Genomic DNA, 21099 nt, shown 5'->3' with positions numbered 1-21099 from the left:
CAATATGCTGAACCAAATTGATCTATCCAGGGTCGAACTGAATCTCCTGGTGCTCTTCCGCGTGGTCCTGGAAGAGCGCCATGTCGCGCGCGCAGCCGCGCGACTGAACCTGACGCCGTCGGCTGTCAGCCATGCGCTTGGCCGGCTGCGTCTTGTTTTGAACGACCCGTTGTTCCTGCGAACGCCGAAGGGCGTCGTTCCAACGGAGCGGGCCCTGGAGCTTGACCACCCGATCGCTGAAATCATCGCGCGCGTCGAACAACTGGTCGGCTCGGCTACACCATTCGACCCCGCGAAAAGCCGTCGCCGTTTTACGATCGGCGCACCCGATGCTGTTCTCGCCTCGACAACGGGGCCGCTACTCGGTTCGATCGCGAGCAGGGCGCCCCATATCGACATCGGATTGATCCATGTGATGCCCGCGCCCCGCGGCGGTGCGATCGGCGAACCCTGGCACGAGTGCCTCGAGATGCTCGAAAGACGAGAGCTGGACGTCGCGATGCTGCCGCTGTCGGCGGTATCGCCGCGTTTCGAGGCGCGCAGGCTCTACGACGAGGAATTCGTGCTGGCCATGCGCAAGGGACACGCCTTCGCCAGAGCTCCGACACCTGCGGCTTTCTCGCAATCGCAGCATCTGCTGGTGTCTCTCAGCGGTGAGCCGCGCGGCTTCGTCGATGAGATGTTGGCAAAGCGCGGTCTCAAGCGCCGCATTGCCTTGACTGTCCCGAACTTTATGATGGCGCTCGTCCAGCTTGCAGGGTCCGAACTGATCGCTGCATTGCCGCGGCGTCTGGTGCAGCAGCACGCCGGGCATTTCGGATTGATGTTCGTCGAGCTGCCTTTCGCCCGTAAACCGGATGCGATCTGCGCCATCGCGACCAAGGCTGCGATGAAGGACGCCGGTGTTGCATGGCTGATGGAAGTTGTCTTCGCCTCGGTCGGAGCAGGTCGGAACCGCAATCGGTAGCGCGCGCTCGCTCAGTTGGGCGGCCCCCAGACGGTTTCCTCCGTCCAGCCCAGATCGGCAAACTCGGATGCCCTCAACGGCGCTTCGGCAGCTGAAAAGAACTCGTCGAGCTGCGGCGGCTTGACGCGCGTTCCCGATAACATCGTATGCGCCTGCCCTCGGTGGTGAATTTGATGCTGAATGAGATGCATCAGCAGGCGGTCGCGTCGCTCGATCTGGATACGAGGACCTCGATTGATCCGTACGTCTTCGTTCAACGAGGTGGGTGTCAGAGCATCGCAGACGCTGATGAAGCGCCGGTCCATCAATGCTTGAGCTTTCGAGAGCCCTGCAAGAGTTGGAAACGGGATCGGATCCTCCCAGGCCTTTGGCCCAAGCCATCCGCTCTCGAGTGCATCGACGTAAAAGAGGTCGACGACATAAATATGGTTCAGCGTCCGTTGTAAGCTCGGGAAGAAGCCCGTCCGCTCGACCTCAAATGCGCCTTGGCTCAGCTCGGCGCACGCGCGGAGCAACCGGTGGTTCGCCCAGGCATTGTTGTAGGCGAAGGCGCGATAGCTTTGAACGATCGACATTGCAAACCCCGCACACCTGCCTGCTCGGCGCCGTGTTCCTTTACCGATCAGAAACCATAGCAAATGATCTGAAAATTGTAACGAAACGACTTGGCTGTTTCCGGGTAGGTTTGCCGGAGGGCCCGTCCGATGACAGAACACCAGTTGCGAGAGCGGGAATTCCAGATCGCGCGCTACAGGCTTCTGGAGCGCGAAGTCACCGATCCGCTTGCCGCATGTCTGCTTCACAGCATCATCGAGGAACTGGAAGCCGAGTTGCGAAAAGACAGACCGGATTCGCACGGGCCGCGCGATTAACCGTTTCTTAGCGCTGATCATGCGGATTATTCGCGAGGGAATGTCAAGGGAGACTGCTCCCATGCTGAAGGACGGCACCTACGCGGCGTGGTACAAGACGCCACTGGACCAGGGCACCGGGATCGTCCATGTCGCAGACGGACAAATCTGGGGCTGCGACAGCCTGATGACCTATCACGGATCATGCAAGGTCGATGGAGATCGCTTCACCGCCTCCGTGTCGACGAAGCGTCATACCGACGGACGTGCAACGGTCTTCGGCATCGACGATGAGCTCACGCTGGACATCGAGGGAAACTGCCCCGGCAAGGTCGCGACTTACACGGCGACGGCAGCGGAGATGCCGGGAATGATCCTCCAGGGTACGCTCATCCTCTCGGAACAGCAGCCGCCCGCACGTGAACGAACCGAGCAGGCACCGGCGTTCAATCCCGACAAGCTTCCGAAATTGCCCAAGCGCTCGCGCTGATCGAGGGAGCCGGGTCGCTCGGCGTGCTCGGTTCAATGCAGCATCATGTCGGACAAGGCTTCGCGGCGCCTGCTTGCCAGGCTGGCCGTATGTCCGCAGCCGGACTCGCAATCACTCGGGGCAGCGCTTGTGAACGGACGTATACGTTCTTGCGCCATCCCTGGAAGAGCGCCGGATCGTTCTATCATCCAGAAGTTCGATGTATTCGGACGATCGCTGCTGCATTCGCAGCCTGAAGATCATACCGCCCAACGGCAAGGACCGCGACTTCGTGGTGGATGGGCTGGGCTCGCGAGCTGTGATCAATTCGCTGTTGGCGTGCTTCGACGCGGCTCGGGGCGTGAATGACAAAAAGAAGGGCACGGGGTAAATCCGGGGGCGTTCTTCTGCATTTTTGCATCAGCAAGTCCCGGAACTCCGGCTTCTCAAGCAGCTTCCGACACGCCATTGTGCCGCTGCAACAATCGTCTCAAGGGGCAGTATCAATGTCGGACAAGGTCTCGCGTCGCCAGTTTGCCAAGCTGGCGGGATTGTCCGCAGCCGGAATCGCAAATCCGCTGGAGGCCGCCGAGGTCAAGCCGGCACCCGCGCCGCGGGGCATGGACGGCTTTCCGGCGGGCTTTGTCTGGGGCACGGCGACCTCGTCCTATCAGGTCGAGGGTGCGGTCGACGTCGACGGGCGGGGGGCTTCGATCTGGGACAAGTTCGTACGCATCCCCGGCAAGATCGAGGACGGCACCACCGGCGATCGCGCCGTTGAGCATTATCACCGCTACAAGGAGGACATCGCGCTCATCAAGGAACTCGGCTGCAAGGCCTACCGCTTCTCGGTGGCGTGGCCGCGGGTGTTTCCGGACGGCGACGGCAAGCCGAACCCGAAGGGACTGGACTTCTACAATCGGCTCATTGACGAGCTGCTGAAGAACGGCATCGAGCCGTGGCTGACGCTTTACCATTGGGACCTGCCGCAATCGCTCCAGGATCGCTTCGGCGGCTGGCGCTCGACGGAGACCTGCAAGATCTTCGGCGACTATGCGGGCTATGTGGCCGAGCGCCTGACCGATCGCGTCAAGAACGTGTTCACGCTGAACGAGAGCGGACGTTTCGTCCAGTTCGGCTATGGCCTCGGCATCGACGCGCCCGGCGTGACGCTGCCGCAAGCTGAGGTCAACCAGGTCAGGCATAACAGCGCGCTCGCGCACGGGCTCGCGGTGCAGGCGGTGCGGGCGCACGGCCGCCGCGGCACCAGGGTCGGGCCGGCCGAGAATATCGACGTCTGCGTTCCCGCAATCGACACGCCCGAGCATGTCCGCGCGGCCGAGATCGCGCTGCGCGAGATGAACGCCGGCTATCTCAACGTCATCATGACGGGCCGGTATACCGACGCCTTCCTGAAATACGCGGGCGCCGATGCGCCGAAATACACCGACGCCGAGTTGAAGATCATCTCCTCGCCGGTCGACTTCCTCGGTCTCAACATCTACGCGCCGCAGAACTACGTGGTGCCCTCCGACCAGGGCGCGGGCTTCATGCCGCTGCCGATCCCGAAATCGTTCCCGCACATGAACTCGAACTGGCTCCGCGTCGCGCCGGAGACGATCTACTGGGTGCCGAAGCTGGCCGCAAAGATCTGGAAGACGGATGCGATCTACATCAGCGAGAACGGCACCTCCGGCGACGACGTGGTGACGCCCGACGGCAAGATCTACGACACCGATCGCATCATGTATCTGCGCAACTATCTCGCCCAGCTCCAGCGCGCGACCGCGGAGGGCGTGCCGGTGCGCGGCTACTTCCTCTGGAGTCTGCTGGACAATTTTGAATGGGTGTTCGGGCTCAACAAGCGTTTCGGGCTCTATCACGTCAATTTCGACACGCAGGTGCGCACGCCGAAGCTCAGCGCGACCTTCTACCGCAACGTGATCGCGAAGAACGCGGCGGGGGCGTAGCTTTCTCTCCCTCTCCCGGATTTTCCGCCGCGCGTAAAATCCGACCCCTTCCCGCAGGCGGGGCGAGGTGACGCACGATCGCGCGGCCACGGCCGTTTAGCCTGACAAGCCAATCGCTTCACCGGTCTCACCGCGCCTCATGCGGAACCCGCGCTTCTACTGCGCATGGGGTTGTTTTTCAGTTTTTTGCAAGGAGGCCGCGCGGCACCGCACGTTGACTCCACTCTTCCCCTGATTCAGAAACGACATCAACACCCATAAACAAGAGGACAACGCCAATGGCTGACGCGCTGATCATCGATGCCTGCCGGACCCCGCGGGGCGTCGGCAAGGCCAGCAAGGGAGCACTCTCGGGCATTCATCCGCAGCAGCTCGGCGCGACCGTGCTGCGCGCGCTGGCCGATCGCACCGGCATCGACACCGCCGATGTCGACGACATCGTCTGGGGCTGCAGCGCGCAGGTCGCGACCCAAAGCGGCGACCTTGGCCGCATGTCGGCGCTCGATGCCGGCTACGACGTGCGCGCCAGCGCGGTGACGCTGGACCGCTTCTGCGGAAGCGGCATCACCAGCGTCAACATGGCGGCGGCCTCGATCATGTCGGGCACCGAAGACCTCGTCATCGCCGGCGGCTGCGAGATGATGTCGATGGAAGGACGCCGCGGCGGCGGTCCGATGATGATGGACAGCGGCAATCTGCGCCTGCGTGCGCGGCATCCGCAGTCGCATCAGGGCGTCTGCGCCGACGCGATCGCGACGCTGGAAGGCATCACGCGAAGCGACGTCGACGCGCTAGGTCTCGAAAGCCAGAAACGCGCGGCGCAGGCGACTGCCGGCGGCCACTTCAAGAAGAGCCTCGTGCCCGTCCATCGCGAGGACGGCAGCCTCGCGCTCGACCATGAAGAGTATCCGCGGCCGCAGACCACGATGGAAGGGCTGAGCGCATTGAAGCCCGCATTCCCCGCGGTCGCCGATTATGCGCTCGACGACAAGGGCACGACCTATCGTGGCCTGATCCTGCAGAAATATCCGGACCTGAACATCGACTTCGTGCATCACGCCGGCAACTCGTCCGGCGTCGTGGACGGTGCCGCCGCGATCCTGCTCGCATCGCCCGCTTATGCCAGGGCGCACGGTCTGAAGCCGCGCGCTCGCGTCGTCGCAATGGCCAACATGGGGGACTCGCCGACCCTGATGCTGAACGCGCCGGTGCCGGCCACGCGCAAGGTGCTGGCGAAGGCGGGGCTCTCCATCGACGACATCGACCTGTTCGAGATCAACGAGGCCTTTGCGGTGGTGGCGGAAAAGTACATCCGCGACCTCAAGCTCGACCGCGCCAAGGTCAACGTCAATGGCGGCTCGATCGCACTCGGCCATCCCATCGGCGCCACCGGCTCGATCCTGATCGGCACCGTGCTCGACGAGCTCGAACGGCGCGACCTGAAGCGCGGTCTCGTCACCATGTGCGCCGCCGGCGGCATGGCTCCCGCCGTCATCATCGAGCGTATCTAGCGCGAGCGAAGCTCGTCGCGCCCCCGTAAGAACAGGGTGAGAGAGCAGCCGAGACGCCGCAACACGACGATCTAGCCTTATTTTTCAGGGTGAATCGCGACCGGCCTGTCACAAAGAGGCCGGTCGTCGCTTGTCGAAAGCAGCGAATCAGCTTTAGCAAGGCGGCGTGCGGGCCTTTGAAACAAGGCAAAAACCGCTGCCGGAGGCTCCTTCCGCTCTGGAAGCCGCTGAAAAGCAGGGTTTTTTGCCACAGGGGGCCAAAAAAGCCCGTAAAATCGCGACAAAACTGTGCAGAAGGCTCTGGGCCTTCAACGGTTGGTCTAATATGCAACCGGCAACGAATCAGAGGAGACACGATGCCAACCCAAATGTCCAAATCGCAGCTGATCGAAAAGATTGCGACCGCCACCGAGCTTTCCAAGCGCGACGTCAAGAGCGTCATGGAGACGCTGACCGACGTCGGTCACAAGGAGCTCAAGAAGAACGGCCTGTTCCTGGTGCCGGGCTTCGCCAAGTTCGTGGTCATCAAGAAGCCCGCGACCAAGGCGCGCAAGGGTACCAACCCGTTCACGGGTGAAGAGATGATGTTCAAGGCCAAGCCGGCCCGGAAGATCGTCCGCGCCCGCCCGGTCAAGGCCGCCAAGGACGCGGTGGGCTAACAACGCAAAGGCCCCCTCGGCTAGGAGGGGGCCTTTTGTTTGGGGCTGCCGCGAGGGCTTGAGACGGAGGGCTCAACCCTTGCGGCGCTTCACCCGGACCGGAACGGGCTGAAGCCGCGGCCCTGGTGCCGCCAGCGCATCGCGAACCCGGTCGATCGCACGGTCGAGCAGCTGACGCAGCCGCTGCGTCTTCCGCGATCGCCTCGCTTTTTCCAGCAGTTTCTTCATCGTCTTCACTCCGCCGCTTCGACCTTGGCATCAGCCGGCTCGAGCGCTGCGGCGATGGCCTCGTCGACGCGCTCCAGCCAGATGAATTCGAGGTTGTCCCGCGCGCTCTTCGGGATGTCGTCGTAGTCCCGCTTGTTGCGTGCCGGCAGCATCACCCGCTTCAATCCGGCGGCGGCCGCAGCCACCACCTTCTCCTTGATGCCGCCGACCGGCAACACCAGACCGCGCAGCGAGATCTCGCCGGTCATCGCGGTGTCGCTGCGCACCGTGCGATTGGTGAGCAGGGACGTCAACGCCGTGAACATCGCAACGCCCGCGCTCGGTCCGTCCTTCGGGGTTGCGCCCGCCGGCACGTGAACGTGGATGTCGTTCTTCTCGAACACCGACGGATCGATGCCGAGCTGCGTGGCTTTGCTCTTCACCAGCGTCATCGCAGCCTGCACGCTCTCGCGCATGACGTCGCCGAGCTGGCCGGTCAGGATCATGCCGCCCCGGCCGGGCACGCGCGAAGCCTCGATGAACAGGATGTCGCCGCCGACCGGCGTCCAGGCGAGCCCGGTGGCGACGCCCGGAATGCTGGTCCGCTGCGCGATCTCGCCCTCGAAGCGCGGCTGGCCGAGCACGGTGGCGATGTCCTTCGGGCTCACCACGACCTTGGCAGCCGTGCCCTCGGCGATTTGCACCGCGGCATGGCGGAACACCTTGCCGATCTCGCGCTCGAGGTTGCGCACGCCGGCTTCGCGGGTGTAGCCCTTGACGACCAGCTTCAACGCCTCCGGCTCGATCTCGGCCTGCTCGGCCGTCAGGCCGTTGGCCTCAAGCTGACGCCGCACCAGGTAGCGGCGCGCGATCTCCAGCTTCTCCTCCTCGGTGTAGCCTGCGAGGCTGATCAGCTCCATGCGATCCAGCAGCGGACCCGGAATCTGGTCCAGCATGTTGGCCGTCGCGATGAACACCACGCGCGACAGGTCGAACGGCACGGCCAGGTAGTTGTCCCGGAACGTCCCGTTCTGCTCGGGGTCGAGCACCTCCAGCATGGCGGCGGAAGGATCGCCCTGCACGCCACGGCCCATCTTGTCGATCTCGTCCAGCATCATGACGCAGTTCCGCGTGCCGGCCTTCTTGATGCCCTGGATGATGTTGCCGGGCAGCGCGCCGATATAGGTGCGCCGATGGCCGCGGATCTCGGCCTCGTCATGCACGCCGCCGAGGCTGACGCGCACGAAGGGGCGATCCATCGCGCGTGCGATGGACTGGCCGAGCGAGGTCTTGCCGACGCCGGGCGGCCCGACGAAGCACAGGATCGGCGCCTTGCCCTGCGGAGCGAGCTTGCGCACCGCCAGATATTCGATGATCCGGCCCTTGATCTTCTCCAGGCCAAAGTGATCAGCGTCGAGGATGCGGCGTGCTTCCTTGATGTCGATCGGCTTCTCCGCGGGCAGCGCCCAGGGCAGCTCGATCAGCCAGTCGAGATAGGTGCGGACCATGCCGGACTCACCGGCAGCCTCGGGCATGCGCTCGTAGCGGCGCAGCTCCTTCTTGGCGTGCGCCTCCGCTTCCGGCGGCATGTTGGCCTTGGCGATCGCAGCCGTCAGCTCGGCGACCTCCGCCGCCTTGCCGTCGCCTTCGCCGAGCTGGCGCTGGATGGTCGCCATCTGCTCGCGCAGGATCGCCTCGCGCTGCCGCTCGTCGAAAGAGGCCTTGGTCTTCTGGCCGATCTCGTTGGAGATGCGCAGCACTTCCAGCCGCTCGGCCAGATGCTTCGACACCTTCTCGACCCGCAAGGCGAGGTCGATGGTCTCCAGCACCTCCTGCTTGTCCTGCGGCTTGATGTCCATGAACGACGTCGCCAGGTCCGCCAGCGCGCCGGGCGCGGTGGTGCTCTGGAACATCGCGACCAGCTCGGGCGGCGCCTGCGGCAGCAGCTCGACCGCCTCGATGGCCTGGCGCTGCAGATTCAGCGCACGCGCCTCGATCTCGGGAGAACTCGTGGTCGGCTCGGGGATCTGCTGGAAACGCGCGGCCAGGAACGGCGTCCCCGGCAGGAAGTCGAGGATGCGGGCACGCTGCACGCCTTGGCAGACGATGTGATGCGTTCCGTCGGGCGCGGTGATGTAGCGCACGATGTTGGCGATGGTCGCGACCCGGTAGAGGTCATCAGGCCCGGGCTCCTCGATCTCAGGGCTGCGCTGTAGGACGATGCCGACCGGCCGCTGCTCGCGCAGCGCCTGCTGCGCGGCGGCGATGGACTTCGCCCGGCCGATCGCGATCGGCGCGATGGCGCCGGGAAACAGCACCATTTCGCGCACCGGGATGACGATCAGCGCGTCTTCGGGAATCTTCACGTCGGAATTGTTCTGGGAATTGGTTTGTGCGGTATTCATCTGTTCGGTGGCCATGATCGACCTCAGGATTTGGCGAGGCGCAGCGCGACGCAGCCGTCCATCACGAAGCGGCTGATGGCGTAGCGGCCGACGGGAAGCGCGATGCGCCGCTCGAAGCGGCCCTGCGGCAGCTCGAGCCGGTGGATGCGGGCGTTGCGAAGCTCCGGCGGCAGCGTGCGCTGGCCGGAGATGACGAGCACGCCGTCGAGGATCACCGTCTCGACATTGTCAGGATTGACGCCGGGAAGCGCGACCAGGATCAAAAGCTCATGCTCGGTTTCGAGCACGTCGATCGGCGGCTCCCAGCAGGCTTCCTGACGGCCGAACTGCTGCCGCAGCCGTTCGGCGCGGGTCAGCGAGTCCAGGGCTTCGGACAGCATCCAGTCGAGGGGATTTTTGGGTTGCATGGCAAAACTCGGGGAAGGCGCTGCGGTTGGAAAACGAGCATATGGGGTCGGTTCCCCAAAATTCCAGCATCGCGCGTTTGGAGCATGCCTGGCCCCTCCAACCGGAGAGGCCCTTGCAGTCGCACGCTTCGACGCCGCGGGGATATTCCGCGGCATCGAAGGCAACAGTTGGGCGCGTCGCGCCGATCAGGCTGCGGCGCGGTACTCCTCTTCCGCTTCGAGGTTGATGACCGAGGTCGCGAGCTCGGTCAGCGTGTGATCGGTCGCCTCTTCCTCGTCCAGCGTCTCCTGGAGCAGCCTTGCGGCGTCCGGCATGCCGAGCTCCTCGGCCCAGGTGCGCAGCGTGCCGTAGCGGGAGATCTCGTAGTGCTCGACGGCCTGCGCCGCCGCGAGCAGGCCGGCGTCGAGGGCAGGGGCGTTCTTGAAATCCTTCATGATCTCGGCGCCCTCGTCGGTGATGCCGTTGATCGCTTCGCAGGGCTTGCCGCGGGCCGGCTTGCCCAGCATCTTGAAGATCTGGTCGAGCCGTTTGACCTGGCCCTGCGTCTCGCGCAGATGCTTGTTGAAGGCGGCGGCAAGGTCCTTGGAATGCGCGGCCTTGGCCATCTTCGGCAACGTCTTGATGATCTTGTTCTCGGCGAAATAGATGTCCTTCAGCGTCTCCAGGAACAGGTCGCTCAACATCTTCGGTGCCTGACGCGGACGGCGCGCCGCCGTCTTTTTCGCGTTCGCACGTTTCTTTGCTCGTTTAGCCATAAATCCTCCTCTTGAGGCGACATGGGAAGGCATGCCCTTCCTCAATCCTCGCGCGACCAAGACTCTGCGAAGGCAAATGTTCCTCGCGAAGGCTTCCTCGAGCGGTTATGGATTGCGGCTGCACCTCGCGTGAGACCCACCCGCATGCTCGACTTTGCCCTGTCCGCCTTCGTGACGCTGCTGCTGGTGGTCGATCCCGTCGGCCTTGCGCCGGCCTTCCTCGCCGCGACCGGAGGCATGCCCGACAAGGTCAAGCGCACGATCGCGCTGCGCGCGCCGCTGATCGCGGCCTCGATCCTGGTGGTGATCTCGCTGGCCGGAAACTGGCTGTTGCGCCAGCTCGGGATCGGCATCCCCGCCTTCCAGATCGCCGGCGGGCTGCTGCTGTTCGGCGTCTCCTACCAGATGATCTTCGGCGACCGTCCGCATCGCGAGGCGCGCGAGGCCGACAAGGCGACCTCGGAGCATGCCTCCGACGTCGCGGTGTTTCCGTTGGCCATCCCGATGATGGCCGGTCCCGGTGCGATCGCGACCACGCTGCTACTGACGGGCAATGCCGGCTATGGGGCCAAGCTCGCGATCATCATCGCGGTCGTCGTCTCCGTCTGCCTGCTCTGCATGCTGTGCTTCGTTTCCGCGAGCCTGATCGCGCGCACCCTCGGGCGCACCGGAAATGCCGTGCTCTCACGCGTGCTCGGCATGCTGCTCGCAGCCTATTCGGTGCAGTTCGTGATCAACGGGATCGCGGCCGTCCGGGCGAGCCTGCCCTAGGGGTTGCCCTAGGCCTGCGACAATCTGCTAATTTATTGATTTTAAGTGATATTTTGTGGCTTGGCGGGACTGCCGGCAAGACGGTACTTGATCCGGGCCGCTTTCGCTTGCGCTGCCACATTGCTTTGACGTACTCCCGGTCTAACAAACGCCCATCGCCAAAAAGTCGAGATGAAATCGGGATGTCGATGACAGCGGACGAGCTCGATAAGAGACAGGCCATCATCGACGCGTGCCGCCGCATGAACGCGCTCGGCATCAACCAGGGCACCTCGGGCAATATCAGCGTCCGGCATGTGGACGGGCTCTTGGTCACGCCGACCAGCGTGCCCTATGACGCCATGACGCCCGACCAGATCGTGTTCATGGCGATGGACGGCTCCCATGCCCCCGGTCAGAAGCCGTCCAGTGAATGGCGCTTCCACCGCGACATCCTGAAATCGCGGCCCGACGTCAACGCCGTCGTCCACGCTCATCCCACCTATTGCACCATCCTGGCGATCATGGGCATGGAGATTCCGCCCGTGCACTACATGATCGCGGCCGCCGGCGGTGACAGTATCCGCTGCGCACCCTATGCCACCTTCGGAACGGCGGACCTGTCCGAGCATGCGCTGCGGGCGCTGGAGGGCCGGCTCGCCTGCCTGCTCGACCATCACGGCATGATTGCGGTCGGCAAGACGCTGGACAAGGCGATGTGGCTCGCCGTCGAGGTCGAGACGCTGGCGCGGCAGTATCACGGCTGCCTCCAGATCGGAAAACCGCCGCTGCTGTCGAGTGCCGAGATCGAACGGGTCGGCCAGCGCATGGCCGGTTACGGCATGTCGGAAGGGTAGGGCGGGCAAAAAGGTGTTCGCGCGCATCAGACACATCGCCGATCGCAAGGGATCGAACCGCGTCATGGTTCGCCTGCGTGCGCTCTTGCGCAGCAACGAGTTCTACCTGATCCCGCTCGCGCTCGTGATCGGCACGTTTACCGGCGCCATCGTGACGCTGATGGCCGAGATCGCGCAGATTGCCCATATGGTGATCTACGGCATTCCCGTCGATGTTCGCCTATCCGCCCACGCCCGGGTCAGCCCCTGGGCGGCCCTGATCGCACCCGCGCTCGGCGGACTGGCGCTCGGTATCATGGAGTGGTGGCGGCGGCGGCTGAAGATCTCCAACGCGGTCGACCCGATCGAGGCGAACGCGCTACGCGGCGGCAATCTGTCGATGCGCGACAGCATGGTGGTGTCGAGCCAAACGCTGATCTCGAACGGCTGCGGCGCCTCGGTCGGCCTCGAGGCCGGCTACACCCAGATCGGCTCGGGCATCGCCTCACTGCTCGGCAAGTTCTTCAATCTGCGCCGCAACGATTTGCGCCTGATCGTCGGTTGCGGCGCTGCCGCGGCGATCGCAGCGGCGTTTGGCGCGCCGATCACCGGCGCCTTCTATGCCTGCGAGCTGATCGTCGGCGTCTATTCGGTCGGCAGCGCCGCGCCGATCCTGGCGGCCTCGCTTGCTGGCGCGCTGACCGCGCAATGGCTCGGCGGCGCGCCGTACTCTATCGAAATACCGAAGGTCAGCGCGGTCGGCGTCGAGCAATATCTGGCATTGATCGGGCTTGCGCTCATTACCAGCGGCGTCGGCATCGCGGTGATGCGGTCGTCTTCGATGTTCGAGCGCCTGTTTGTCTGGCTGCCGGTCTGGCTGCGCCCGGTGATCGGCGGCCTTATCGTCGGCAGCTTTGCCATCGTCACGCCGCAGGTGCTCGCGGCCGGCCACGGCGCCATGGTGCTCGATCTGTTTCACGACATGACGATCGGCCTGATCGCGATCATCATCGCCTTGAAGGTGACGGCCTGCCTGATCTCGCTCGCCTCGGGTTTCCGCGGCGGTCTGTTCTTTGCCTCGTTGTTCGTCGGCAGCCTGATCGGAAAGTTCTTCGCTGCGGTTCTTTTGCTCATCAGCCCGGAATTCGTGATCGACCCGCTGGTCGCGATGCTGACGGGTATGGCGACGCTCGGCGTCGCCATTGTCGGCGGTCCGCTGACCATGTCGTTCCTCGTGCTGGAAATGACCCGCAATGTCGACGTCACCGCCGTGGTGCTGGCCGGCTGCATCGTCACGTCGATCTGCGTCCGCTTCATGTTCGGTCATTCCTTCTCGACCTGGCGCCTGCATCTGCGCGGCGAGACCATCCGCAGCGCCAACGACGTCGGCTGGCTGCGCAACCTTACCGTCGAGCGGCTGATGCGCTCCGACGTCGGCAAGGTGCCGTCGACCACCACGATCGCCGCCGTGCGCGGCGAATTCGCACTGGGCTCGCGGCCCGGCATCGTCATCGTCAACAATGCGGACGAGTATGTCGGCCTCGTCCTGCTGCCCGACCTGTTCTCCAGCGACCTCGACACCATCGCCGACGACATCCAGGTGATCGAGCTCGCCCGCCTGACCGAGATCGTGCTGATCCCGGAAATGAACGTGAAGTCGGCGATGGCCGTGTTCGACGAAGCGGAAGCCGAGATGCTGGCGGTGGTGGATTCCACCGACAGCCGGAAGGTGGTCGGCTTCCTCACCGAGACGTTTGTCCGCCGCCGCTATGTCGAGGAGATCGACAAGGCAACGCGCGGCGTGCTCGGGGCGCTGTCGTAAGGGTCCGCGGCCTCGGGGTCGAGAGAGGTATTGGGGGAGGGGACCATGGCGCCCGGAGTCGTCCCGCCACCGAATTTCCTTGAAGGCGTCTTGCTTTGGACAAAGCGCGTCAGCGATGATCAGGGTAAGCAAATGCGACGGACGCCTTCGGGCGACATTGGGCTGAGAAGGGGAGCGCCAATGAACTCCGTGACGACACCGGTCGAGCCGCGTTATGCGCCGTCCGCGCGCATGGACGAAGAGCTCACGCATACCTTCGAGAAAATCAGGAGCGTGGATGAAGAGATCGCGCGCGCCAGCGAGCAGCTTGCCCGGCTGGAGCGCGATGCCGTGCGCAGTCGCCCGCGGCGTGGCGGGACGGCGCTGCGCGGCTTCGTCGGTCTGGGGCTGGCTGCGGGAATTGGCATCGCGGCCTTGGTCTCGCAATCATCCCACGGTGATACGGTCAGGCAGATGATCGCCGGTTGGGCGCCGCTGCACGCTGCGACGTCGTCGCAGTTGCAAGCGGAGCCGGCGCGCGAAGCTGAGGCGAGCCCGACTGCTCAATTGGCCGAGGCGTCGCCGCAACCGGCATCCGCCGCCGAAACCATACCAGAGGTAGTCGCGCCAACCGGCAGCACGCTCCCGCCGGAGTTGACCGAATTGCTGCAGAAGCTGGCGAGCGATCTCGCAAACGTGCAGCAAGGCATCGATCAGCTCAAGGCGAGCCAGGCGCAATTGAAAGCGAACCAGGAGCAAATGTCGCTCGACAATCTCAGGCTTGCCGATGAGTTGAAGGCAGGCCAGGAACAAATGGCGCGGCTCGTCGCCAAGATGCCCGGAGACAAGGCGTCTGAAAACAAGACGCCGGATAACAAGATCCCCGAGATCGCCGGGAAAACGACCGACCGGTCGAACGCGGGGCAGAAGACGAGCGCAGCACCCGTGCCTGCGCCACGCCCGGCTGCGGCCCAGACGCGCAAGCCCGCGCCAGCAACGTCGTCACCGCGTGCCGCGGTGCGACGGCCGGCTCCGGTCCAGCTGCAATCGGCGCGACAATAGTCGCGATCGATATGGGCCCGTAGCCGCGGCCGCATTCACGACAACGATCGCCCCACGTCGGTGGTGCCGACGCCGTCGAGAACTACCGCCGGCATCGCGCCGAGTAAGGCGGCGGTCATGCAGCTTTCGAATTCGCCGAGCCACACCAGCGCGACGCGGACTATGCCGCTGATCGTATGGCGCCCATCGCCATCAGCGCGATGATCGAGCCCTGCGAGGCCGAGAGAGTAGGCGCTGCCGGTTAGTGCATGGATCTGCCAGCCAATCGCCGCGGTGAGCGACCTGATAGGAGCATTCCGACAGGGTTCGCGACGCGATGTAGGGCAGCAGCCGACGGCGTCGCGACAAGGCAACGGGTAGAGATGACAGAGTGGAAGCTCGATCCAAGGTGTCGAGCAATCATGGAAGCGGGACGGCGTGCTTCGTGCGCCGCCGTCCGCGCCTTCTATCGGCCTGGTTGAGATGGAGAAGCGACGACGCACGCCACGATCCGTTGGACCAGTGGCAGCACCATCAGCAGCGTCGGAAAGGCGACGAGCCATGACAGCGCCCAGGCGCCCGGCCAGGTCGCGAGGAACGCCGGCGTCGCGCCGAGGCTCCGGAGCGTCGAAATGACCGACACCACGGCCGTCATGAGGATGGACAGCACAAATGGCATCACGATCGGCGCATAGCGCGCCGGCAGTTTGCGAACCGCAATCATCTGATTTCTCTTGAAGAAAAGGACGCGTCAGTCACGTTGAACCCTAAAATTGGCATCGATCCCGACGGCGTCGGTTGATGCGTTGGTTCACGTGAAACGCTTACGGCGACCGAAAAACGGCGCGGCTGTTCATTATCCGCTCAGGTTGAGTGGTTCAAGCTCGATCTGGTCATTCGGTTTACAATCGTTCGAAGTGGCCGATTGCCGCGATCACGAAACTTTTCAGTGATTTTCACGTTGTAGGTCGTTTCATAATTTGACTTTGAACGAGAACAAAGGACGCTGAGATGAGCGATAGGCCCGTAAATTCCAGGTTTGGTCGCAACGCCGCGCTGGCTGCGTTTGCGGGTCTGGCTCTGGCGACAGCTTCCGTCTCGCCCTCGTCTGCGGCGCCGGCCGGTTCGCCGCCCGTCAGCGCGGACTCTGCGACGTCAAGCAGATCCGTAGCGACCGATTTCAGCGCCGCCCGCCGCCACCGCTACTATCGCCGGGGTCCAAATGCGGCAGGGCTTGCCTTCATGGGCGTAGCGGCAGGTCTGATCGGAGGCGCAATCGCAGAGAGTCGGCGCCAGGAGTACTACGAGAATCGCAATTATTACGGCCCGGGTCCTTACTATGGTGGTCAGGGATATTATGGCGGCGGTCCCTATTACGGTCCGCGTGGCTACTATCAGCCTTATTAGGCGCCTGTTCTCGCCGTAGCCCGGATTGTCTTTCATCGGGCGGCGCTTCGCGCCGACCCGTTGGCTCCGTCCGGCTACGCGCCTCTGCGTCGCCCGACGGGCAAAACACCCGAGAGGGCGTCAAGCCGCGCTCACGAAAATATTCTACTTTGCCGAAATTCGGATTTGTCGTATGTGTCGCCCATCCCGGCTCACCAAGAGGGGCGATCTTGTGTCGTCACTGTCGCGGGCCGGGCTTGCGGTGGACGCGGCAGCGTCGGGCGCGAGAGGTCAAAGGCAGGGCGGATTGCTCTCCGTGAGCCCAAAACTTCGTGCCGGATGAGCGGCGCTGTCAGGTTCGTCTCGTCTGTAAGTTTCCGGCTCCGTCGACAGGGCTGGGAAAACTGCGGCGAAATGGCGGGCCGTGCGTACGGAAAAACCGTGTGGTCCTTTCCGCAAGCTCTATTTTGGGCCTCTTAAAATCGTCGGAAGAGATTGAAAAAAAGGCATTTTTCGGTAGCGGGCGGATAGCGGGCGACCGCCGGGAAATGGGCTGGGCCCTAATAGGCCCTGTTTCACACCTAGAAGCCAACCCCATATCTTCGGCAAGCGCCTATCGGCAGGAGCCACTCATGCTTGCTTCGATCATGTTCGGCTTAGTCGTTATCGGGTTGATGCTTTACTGCGGGCGCGTAACTGCCAACTTTGCGGAAGAGAGAGGCCGGTCGAGACGCGCCTGGTTTCTCTTGGGAGCGCTATTCTTCCCGCTCTTCCCGGCTCAATGGTTCGTCTTGGTGTTGCTGCCAAGAAAGTAAGGCACTACCTCAGGCGCATCCTCGCGGCGACGTTGATCGAGATCAATTTCGTCGTCGCGCTCTCTTAGTATGCTGGCCCTCAATGGGCGGTCACGCCTACTGTCATTGGGCAGAGGTATTGGGAGTGACCGACAGGGGGTCGCCGGGAATTGCTGGGAGTTACCGGCGGCCCACTTCACGCTAGGCAGGCTTAGGGCCAACGGGCGGGGAATTCGCAAGCAATCACCAGCCGATCCGCGCGAACAGGCTCACGAGCAGCACTAGCAGAGCGAGCCAGACTAGCAGGCTCACAGTCTGGCGGGCGCGACCGACAAAGGCCTGGCGGCTGACTGGTGTAGCGAGGGCGACAGCGAACAGGATGCCAATGATGCAAACAACAACCACGCCAAACGGGGTCATCGTTTCCCAGCTCCATGCCTCGCGAAGCGCTCCAATTCCGGTACCAGCCTCAGACTGTTAGTTTGGTTGATCACGACTTGCGAGCCACTGCCGGTCACGGATGACGATCTCGCGTTGCGTGTTCCCGATGAAATCGAGTACCCCCTCGTCGCGCAGGATCGACAGCATGCGAGTGACGGTCTCGTGCGCGACACCCAGATAGTCCGCGATGTCGCGGCGACCCATCGGCAGCGCCATTATTCCGGCCTTCGTCAGTCTCTCATCCATCTCCAGCAAAAACGCCGCGATCTTCTCCGTCGCGGATTTGCGTCCCAGCAACAGCATGTGGTTTTCGGCGTGCTGTAGATTTCTGGTCGTCATGTCGAGCAGCTTGCGATAGACGGGAGCATCGGTCCCCGCGAGGGCTTCGAGGCTCTCCCGCTGTATCAGAACGACCTCGGTCGCAACGACAGCCTCGGCGGTAAGGTGATGAGCGTCGCTGTTCTCTAAGCCAAAAATATCGCCCACCAGATGGAATGCCCCTATCTGACGGCGACCGTCCGAAAGTAGTTTGTAACGGCGCACCGCGCCGTGTCGCACCTGATAAATGTATCGGGCCGGTTCGCCCTCGCCGTAGATTTCCTGCCCCTTTTTGTAACTGAACGCGCTGAGCGCGATGGGGAGGCTAAAGGCGCGGTCGCCGAGGGGTGTGTCGCGCATAAGCATGGCCTTCTCCATACTTTTTGGACGCTGGTAGGAGCGCAGTCGCAAATTGGATTTTACGCCCAGAGGTTGTGATGGAATGCGATACGTTACGCCCATACTTGTCAGAAGTTATTGTACCAAGGGACAATGCGGCGATGAGCCCCTTATTCGCTTCCATCACCATCCGTTTAACCTGCGAAAGCAATCAACTCGCCTGCTCAGGTCCGGCCGCAGTTTTCATCGGGGTGTGGAATGGATTATCGCGCGTTCACGAACGACAGTCTCACGATGATGTATGAGAGCGTTCGGGGTGCGCGTGTGCCATCGGAGATGGACAATGACCATAAGAACCTTCTGCACGCTTGCCGCTGCCATCTTTGCCCTGATCGCGCTTCTGCAGTTGATCCGGATTGTGATGGGTTGGTCCGTCACGTTGAATGGCGTCAATATACCGTTCTGGCCGAGCTGGATTGCCATCATTGTTGCGGGCGCGTTGAGCTTCTTCGGCTTCCGCGCCGCCGTACGCAGCTAAAAGCTGGCAGAGGGCCCCGGGCCAATCTGTTGCCGGGGAGCGGAGCCACTTGACTACTTGCGGGTTGGTGAACGTCTGGCCCAGCCTAAGTGCTGACTAGAAGGCAAGTCGCGTTTTGCCCTGGATTAGCTTTTGTTCTGGCGTCGCTCCGGTTCCGGGTGCACAATGGTTGTATCACCGTGCTTTGGATCGGTGATGAGAACGCCGGTTGCGCTCCCTCCCAATTCACGCAGGGATAGGAGAGTGCCATGGGACGACACCCACAATCCCACACTAACGACGACCTGAATGCGGAACGAGCCCGCATCATAGCGGAGCTGAAAAACACGCAGCCAGGACCGCAACGTGATCTTCTAGAACGCAGATTACGCCAGCTCGAAACCGCTTCTAATATAGACGAATGGCTGACCTCGCCGGGCCTGCAACCCCCAGAAGAATAGGTCCGCCTCAGTTGGTGGCCTCTCGTTTGTGAAACGGAGGTCAGAAGATGCAAGAGTACCGCGCACTTATCATGGGCTTTGACGGACATATCGAGCCATCATCCCACTAGTTTGCGAGGACGAGACCGAAGCCAAGAAGCGCGCCAGATGTTTGGCTGACGGCTACGACGTAGAGCTATGGTGTCAAGATCGAAAGATCGCCGAATTTAATGCTCCTTGTCTCAGCGGCGTGGTTAGTCTGGCCCTTCGGAGGACCGCCGTGACCGAGCAGCGGGTTCAGAGACGACTAGCGGCGATCTTGGCTGCCGACGTGGTCGGTTACTCCGCGTTGATGCAACGCGCTGAGGAAGCCACTTATGCCGAGTTCGAGCGGCTCAAGCGCGAAGTCATCGAGCCTGGCCTGTTCCGCCACGACGGGCGACTGATCAAGACCACGGGTGACGGCGCGTTGGCCGAGTTCGCAAGTCCATCGGCTGCGGTGCGATGCGCAGTGGAGATACAGGAAAGCATCGCCTCAGGCCGAAGCTCCCTAAAGCTGCGCATTGGGGTCAATCTCGGGGAGGTTATCGTCGGAGCTGACGGCGATCTTTTTGGCGACGGCATCAACATTGCTGTCCGGCTGGAAGGGACAGCCGATCCAGGCGGCATTTTAATTTCCGAAAAGGTGCACAGCGAGGTCGAGGGCAAGCTGGACGTTGGCTTCGAGGATCGGGGCGAACAGCAGCTCAAGAACATCTCCAAGCCGGTCCGCGCTTACGCTGTCCGCGCGGGAGCCTGTAGCGCGTTGAGCGATAGGCTAAGTGCGGCCCCGCCGCTCCCGGACAAGCCTTCAATCGCCGTGCTGCCGTTTGAGAACATGAGCGACGATCCCGAGCAGGAGTATTTTGCGGATGGGATGGTGGAAGAGATCACTACAGCGCTTTCGCGGTTCAAATGGCTATTCGTGGTCGCTCGCAATTCGAGCTTTACGTTTAAAGGCAAAGCCGTCGATGCCAAGGAAGTCGGGCGCAGGCTTGGCGTCCGCTACGTCCTTGAAGGCTCTGTGCGCAAGGCGTCAGGGAAAGTTCGTATCACAGGGCAACTAATTGACGCGATCACAGGGGCACACATTTGGGCGGACCGGTTCGAGCGTGATCTGACAGACATCTTCGCTCTTCAGGACGAGGTGACGGTCGCCGTTGTCTCAGCTATTGAACCAAAGTTGTTTCAAACGGAAATCGCAATCGCGACGCGGCGGCGACCGGAGAACCTCACCGCCTATGACTTTTTTCTGCGGGCGATGCAGCAGTGGTACCTAGCGACCCGCGAAGGGAATACCGAGGCGATCAGGCTGGCGCATTGTGCTTTGGAGCTGGACCCTCGGTTCGGCCCAGTCGCGGCTCTGGCAGGTAACTGTCGCATGCAAAACGTGCTTCAGGGCTATGCTGTCGATCCTCAATTCGAGCGCCGGGAAGCAGTTCGGCTTGCTCGCTTGGCATTGAGCATCGACGATAGTGATCCAGACACATTAGCAAGAACTGCCGCAATCTCGGCGTTCATGGTCGGCGATAGTGAAAGTGAGATCGAAATGGCAGACCGGGCGGTCGCCCTCAACCCGAATTCATTTTGGGCATGGCACTGCAGAGGCTGGGTCCTAAAAGTTGCCGGGCTGCCGGAGGAAGCGATCCGGAGCTTCGAACGTGCCATTCGCATGAGCCCGGTAGACCCGCTGCTACACCGGTCGTTTACCGGGATGGGGACTGCCTTAATCGAGCTTGGTCGGTTTGACGAGGCCATCGCCGCAGGGAAAAAAGCCCTACGTCAGAACCCTTCCTTTCCGACATCTTACCGCTGTCTCGCGTCCGCATTCGCCCATCTCGGACGTGATGCGGAGGCACGTGAGGCGGCGGCGCATCTGCTTGAGACCGATCCCGCGTTTACGATATCCGCGTACATCGCCCGGGGCGGACAATCAAACTCGAAGCTACTGATTGAGGGCCTCCGGAAATCGGGGTTGCCCGAATAGTCCAATTGCGACGAGCTGATCGATCGACGGCTTGTGGGCACTAAGCTGCGGTCCCGGATTGTCCGCTCTCGCGGTGCTGTTGGGGGCCAATCGGACTTGCACGGCGGTGCGCTCGATGCTGGCACGGTTCGCATCAAGGGGTGCAAAGATGCGTGAAAACGCTGGCGCGAGACCGGAGATGGCGACTGCCTTAAACCTTCGTATCGGT

The 21099-nt window shown here is 62.8% G+C and carries 21 protein-coding genes; 13 read left to right on the top strand and 8 right to left on the bottom strand.

Translation table 11 applies throughout. The annotated features are described in order from the left end of the window. Window positions 1–4 precede the first annotated feature (4 nt). Window positions 5–967, top strand: coding sequence for a LysR family transcriptional regulator (locus tag ACKWRH_RS32300; protein ID WP_445216805.1), 963 nt, complete (start codon window positions 5–7; stop codon window positions 965–967). A gap of 11 nt (window positions 968–978) precedes the next feature. Here ACKWRH_RS32300 and ACKWRH_RS32295 read toward each other — a convergent pair whose 3' ends face one another. Further along, the gene (locus tag ACKWRH_RS32295; RefSeq protein ID WP_445216804.1) at window positions 979–1542 is read right to left on the bottom strand and encodes a DinB family protein; all 564 of its coding nucleotides are present in this window, start codon (window positions 1540–1542) and stop codon (window positions 979–981) included. A 358-nt stretch (window positions 1543–1900) separates the two neighbouring features. Here ACKWRH_RS32295 and ACKWRH_RS32290 point away from each other — a divergent pair, with 358 nt between their 5' ends. The 5 genes from ACKWRH_RS32290 (at window position 1901) to ACKWRH_RS32270 (ending at window position 6427) form a co-directional block, all read left to right on the top strand. Next, window positions 1901–2308: a hypothetical protein gene (locus tag ACKWRH_RS32290; RefSeq protein WP_445216803.1), complete on the top strand. Its 408-nt coding sequence runs from the start codon at window positions 1901–1903 to the stop codon at window positions 2306–2308. 199 nt (window positions 2309–2507) lie between these two features. Continuing rightward, window positions 2508–2678: a hypothetical protein gene (locus tag ACKWRH_RS32285; RefSeq protein ID WP_445216802.1), complete on the top strand. Its 171-nt coding sequence runs from the start codon at window positions 2508–2510 to the stop codon at window positions 2676–2678. A gap of 115 nt (window positions 2679–2793) precedes the next feature. Beyond that, window positions 2794–4257 (top strand): GH1 family beta-glucosidase, encoded by a 1464-nt coding sequence (locus ACKWRH_RS32280; RefSeq protein WP_445216801.1) that lies wholly within the window; start codon window positions 2794–2796, stop codon window positions 4255–4257. Window positions 4258–4535: 278 nt separating this feature from the next. Next, the gene (locus ACKWRH_RS32275; protein WP_445216800.1) at window positions 4536–5768 is read left to right on the top strand and encodes an acetyl-CoA C-acetyltransferase; all 1233 of its coding nucleotides are present in this window, start codon (window positions 4536–4538) and stop codon (window positions 5766–5768) included. Window positions 5769–6124: 356 nt separating this feature from the next. Beyond that, window positions 6125–6427: an HU family DNA-binding protein gene (locus tag ACKWRH_RS32270; RefSeq protein ID WP_014493658.1), complete on the top strand. Its 303-nt coding sequence runs from the start codon at window positions 6125–6127 to the stop codon at window positions 6425–6427. 72 nt (window positions 6428–6499) lie between these two features. Here ACKWRH_RS32270 and ACKWRH_RS32265 read toward each other — a convergent pair whose 3' ends face one another. The 4 genes from ACKWRH_RS32265 to ACKWRH_RS32250 all read right to left on the bottom strand — a co-directional run bounded on the left by ACKWRH_RS32265 (window position 6500) and on the right by ACKWRH_RS32250 (window position 10202). Beyond that, on the bottom strand, window positions 6500–6655 hold the full coding sequence (locus ACKWRH_RS32265; RefSeq protein WP_187387991.1) for a hypothetical protein: 156 nt from the start codon (window positions 6653–6655) through the stop codon (window positions 6500–6502). A 5-nt stretch (window positions 6656–6660) separates the two neighbouring features. Continuing rightward, complete coding sequence (gene lon, locus ACKWRH_RS32260) at window positions 6661–9054, bottom strand: endopeptidase La (RefSeq protein WP_445216799.1); 2394 nt, start codon at window positions 9052–9054, stop codon at window positions 6661–6663. 8 nt (window positions 9055–9062) lie between these two features. Beyond that, entirely contained in the window at window positions 9063–9446 is a 384-nt protein-coding gene (locus tag ACKWRH_RS32255; protein WP_014493661.1) for an Hsp20/alpha crystallin family protein, read from the bottom strand. A gap of 186 nt (window positions 9447–9632) precedes the next feature. Next, window positions 9633–10202, bottom strand: coding sequence for a YciE/YciF ferroxidase family protein (locus tag ACKWRH_RS32250; protein WP_014493662.1), 570 nt, complete (start codon window positions 10200–10202; stop codon window positions 9633–9635). 144 nt (window positions 10203–10346) lie between these two features. Here ACKWRH_RS32250 and ACKWRH_RS32245 point away from each other — a divergent pair, with 144 nt between their 5' ends. The 4 genes from ACKWRH_RS32245 (at window position 10347) to ACKWRH_RS32230 (ending at window position 14651) form a co-directional block, all read left to right on the top strand. Then, entirely contained in the window at window positions 10347–10973 is a 627-nt protein-coding gene (locus tag ACKWRH_RS32245; RefSeq protein WP_028156691.1) for a MarC family protein, read from the top strand. A 182-nt stretch (window positions 10974–11155) separates the two neighbouring features. Next, window positions 11156–11809, top strand: a complete 654-nt coding sequence (locus ACKWRH_RS32240) for an L-fuculose-phosphate aldolase (protein WP_445216798.1) — start codon at window positions 11156–11158, stop codon at window positions 11807–11809. A gap of 13 nt (window positions 11810–11822) precedes the next feature. After that, window positions 11823–13610 (top strand): chloride channel protein, encoded by a 1788-nt coding sequence (locus tag ACKWRH_RS32235; protein ID WP_445216797.1) that lies wholly within the window; start codon window positions 11823–11825, stop codon window positions 13608–13610. 45 nt (window positions 13611–13655) lie between these two features. Next, window positions 13656–14651, top strand: a complete 996-nt coding sequence (locus tag ACKWRH_RS32230; protein ID WP_445216796.1) for a hypothetical protein — start codon at window positions 13656–13658, stop codon at window positions 14649–14651. Between the two features lie 445 nt (window positions 14652–15096). Here ACKWRH_RS32230 and ACKWRH_RS32225 read toward each other — a convergent pair whose 3' ends face one another. Further along, window positions 15097–15354 (bottom strand): DUF2798 domain-containing protein, encoded by a 258-nt coding sequence (locus ACKWRH_RS32225; protein ID WP_445216795.1) that lies wholly within the window; start codon window positions 15352–15354, stop codon window positions 15097–15099. A gap of 287 nt (window positions 15355–15641) precedes the next feature. On the opposite strand from ACKWRH_RS32225, the gene ACKWRH_RS32220 reads away from it, so the two are divergent. Continuing rightward, window positions 15642–16037 (top strand): hypothetical protein, encoded by a 396-nt coding sequence (locus tag ACKWRH_RS32220; protein WP_445216794.1) that lies wholly within the window; start codon window positions 15642–15644, stop codon window positions 16035–16037. Between the two features lie 1016 nt (window positions 16038–17053). On the opposite strand, the gene ACKWRH_RS32215 is transcribed toward ACKWRH_RS32220, so the two are convergent. Together ACKWRH_RS32215 and ACKWRH_RS32210 are read right to left on the bottom strand one after the other, a co-directional pair. Continuing rightward, a complete protein-coding gene (locus ACKWRH_RS32215; RefSeq protein WP_445216793.1) occupies window positions 17054–17230 on the bottom strand; it encodes a hypothetical protein in 177 nt (58 codons plus the stop codon). A gap of 57 nt (window positions 17231–17287) precedes the next feature. After that, window positions 17288–17935, bottom strand: a complete 648-nt coding sequence (locus ACKWRH_RS32210) for a helix-turn-helix domain-containing protein (RefSeq protein WP_445216792.1) — start codon at window positions 17933–17935, stop codon at window positions 17288–17290. Window positions 17936–18251: 316 nt separating this feature from the next. Between ACKWRH_RS32210 and ACKWRH_RS32205 the strand changes: the two genes are divergently transcribed. Further along, the gene (locus tag ACKWRH_RS32205; RefSeq protein WP_445216791.1) at window positions 18252–18446 is read left to right on the top strand and encodes a hypothetical protein; all 195 of its coding nucleotides are present in this window, start codon (window positions 18252–18254) and stop codon (window positions 18444–18446) included. 699 nt (window positions 18447–19145) lie between these two features. Continuing rightward, a complete protein-coding gene (locus ACKWRH_RS32200) occupies window positions 19146–20891 on the top strand; it encodes an adenylate/guanylate cyclase domain-containing protein (protein WP_445216790.1) in 1746 nt (581 codons plus the stop codon). Window positions 20892–21099: the final 208 nt, after the last annotated feature.

It is taken from the genome of Bradyrhizobium sp. Pa8 (genome assembly GCF_052588265.1).
The sequence above is the reverse complement of the archived record's forward strand: the minus strand, read 5'-3'. Positions and strand labels throughout refer to the sequence as shown.

Coding starts and splice junctions, on each gene's coding strand:
- ACKWRH_RS32300 (WP_445216805.1), top strand. CDS start 5: ATGCTGAACCAAATTGATCTATCCAGGGTCGAACTGAATCTCCTGGTG.
- ACKWRH_RS32295 (WP_445216804.1), bottom strand. CDS start 1,542: ATGTCGATCGTTCAAAGCTATCGCGCCTTCGCCTACAACAATGCCTGG.
- ACKWRH_RS32290 (WP_445216803.1), top strand. CDS start 1,901: ATGCTGAAGGACGGCACCTACGCGGCGTGGTACAAGACGCCACTGGAC.
- ACKWRH_RS32285 (WP_445216802.1), top strand. CDS start 2,508: ATGTATTCGGACGATCGCTGCTGCATTCGCAGCCTGAAGATCATACCG.
- ACKWRH_RS32280 (WP_445216801.1), top strand. CDS start 2,794: ATGTCGGACAAGGTCTCGCGTCGCCAGTTTGCCAAGCTGGCGGGATTG.
- ACKWRH_RS32275 (WP_445216800.1), top strand. CDS start 4,536: ATGGCTGACGCGCTGATCATCGATGCCTGCCGGACCCCGCGGGGCGTC.
- ACKWRH_RS32270 (WP_014493658.1), top strand. CDS start 6,125: ATGCCAACCCAAATGTCCAAATCGCAGCTGATCGAAAAGATTGCGACC.
- ACKWRH_RS32265 (WP_187387991.1), bottom strand. CDS start 6,655: ATGAAGAAACTGCTGGAAAAAGCGAGGCGATCGCGGAAGACGCAGCGG.
- lon (WP_445216799.1), bottom strand. CDS start 9,054: ATGGCCACCGAACAGATGAATACCGCACAAACCAATTCCCAGAACAAT.
- ACKWRH_RS32255 (WP_014493661.1), bottom strand. CDS start 9,446: ATGCAACCCAAAAATCCCCTCGACTGGATGCTGTCCGAAGCCCTGGAC.
- ACKWRH_RS32250 (WP_014493662.1), bottom strand. CDS start 10,202: ATGGCTAAACGAGCAAAGAAACGTGCGAACGCGAAAAAGACGGCGGCG.
- ACKWRH_RS32245 (WP_028156691.1), top strand. CDS start 10,347: ATGCTCGACTTTGCCCTGTCCGCCTTCGTGACGCTGCTGCTGGTGGTC.
- ACKWRH_RS32240 (WP_445216798.1), top strand. CDS start 11,156: ATGTCGATGACAGCGGACGAGCTCGATAAGAGACAGGCCATCATCGAC.
- ACKWRH_RS32230 (WP_445216796.1), top strand. CDS start 13,656: ATGGCGCCCGGAGTCGTCCCGCCACCGAATTTCCTTGAAGGCGTCTTG.
- ACKWRH_RS32225 (WP_445216795.1), bottom strand. CDS start 15,354: ATGATTGCGGTTCGCAAACTGCCGGCGCGCTATGCGCCGATCGTGATG.
- ACKWRH_RS32220 (WP_445216794.1), top strand. CDS start 15,642: ATGAGCGATAGGCCCGTAAATTCCAGGTTTGGTCGCAACGCCGCGCTG.
- ACKWRH_RS32215 (WP_445216793.1), bottom strand. CDS start 17,230: ATGACCCCGTTTGGCGTGGTTGTTGTTTGCATCATTGGCATCCTGTTC.
- ACKWRH_RS32210 (WP_445216792.1), bottom strand. CDS start 17,935: ATGCTTATGCGCGACACACCCCTCGGCGACCGCGCCTTTAGCCTCCCC.
- ACKWRH_RS32205 (WP_445216791.1), top strand. CDS start 18,252: ATGACCATAAGAACCTTCTGCACGCTTGCCGCTGCCATCTTTGCCCTG.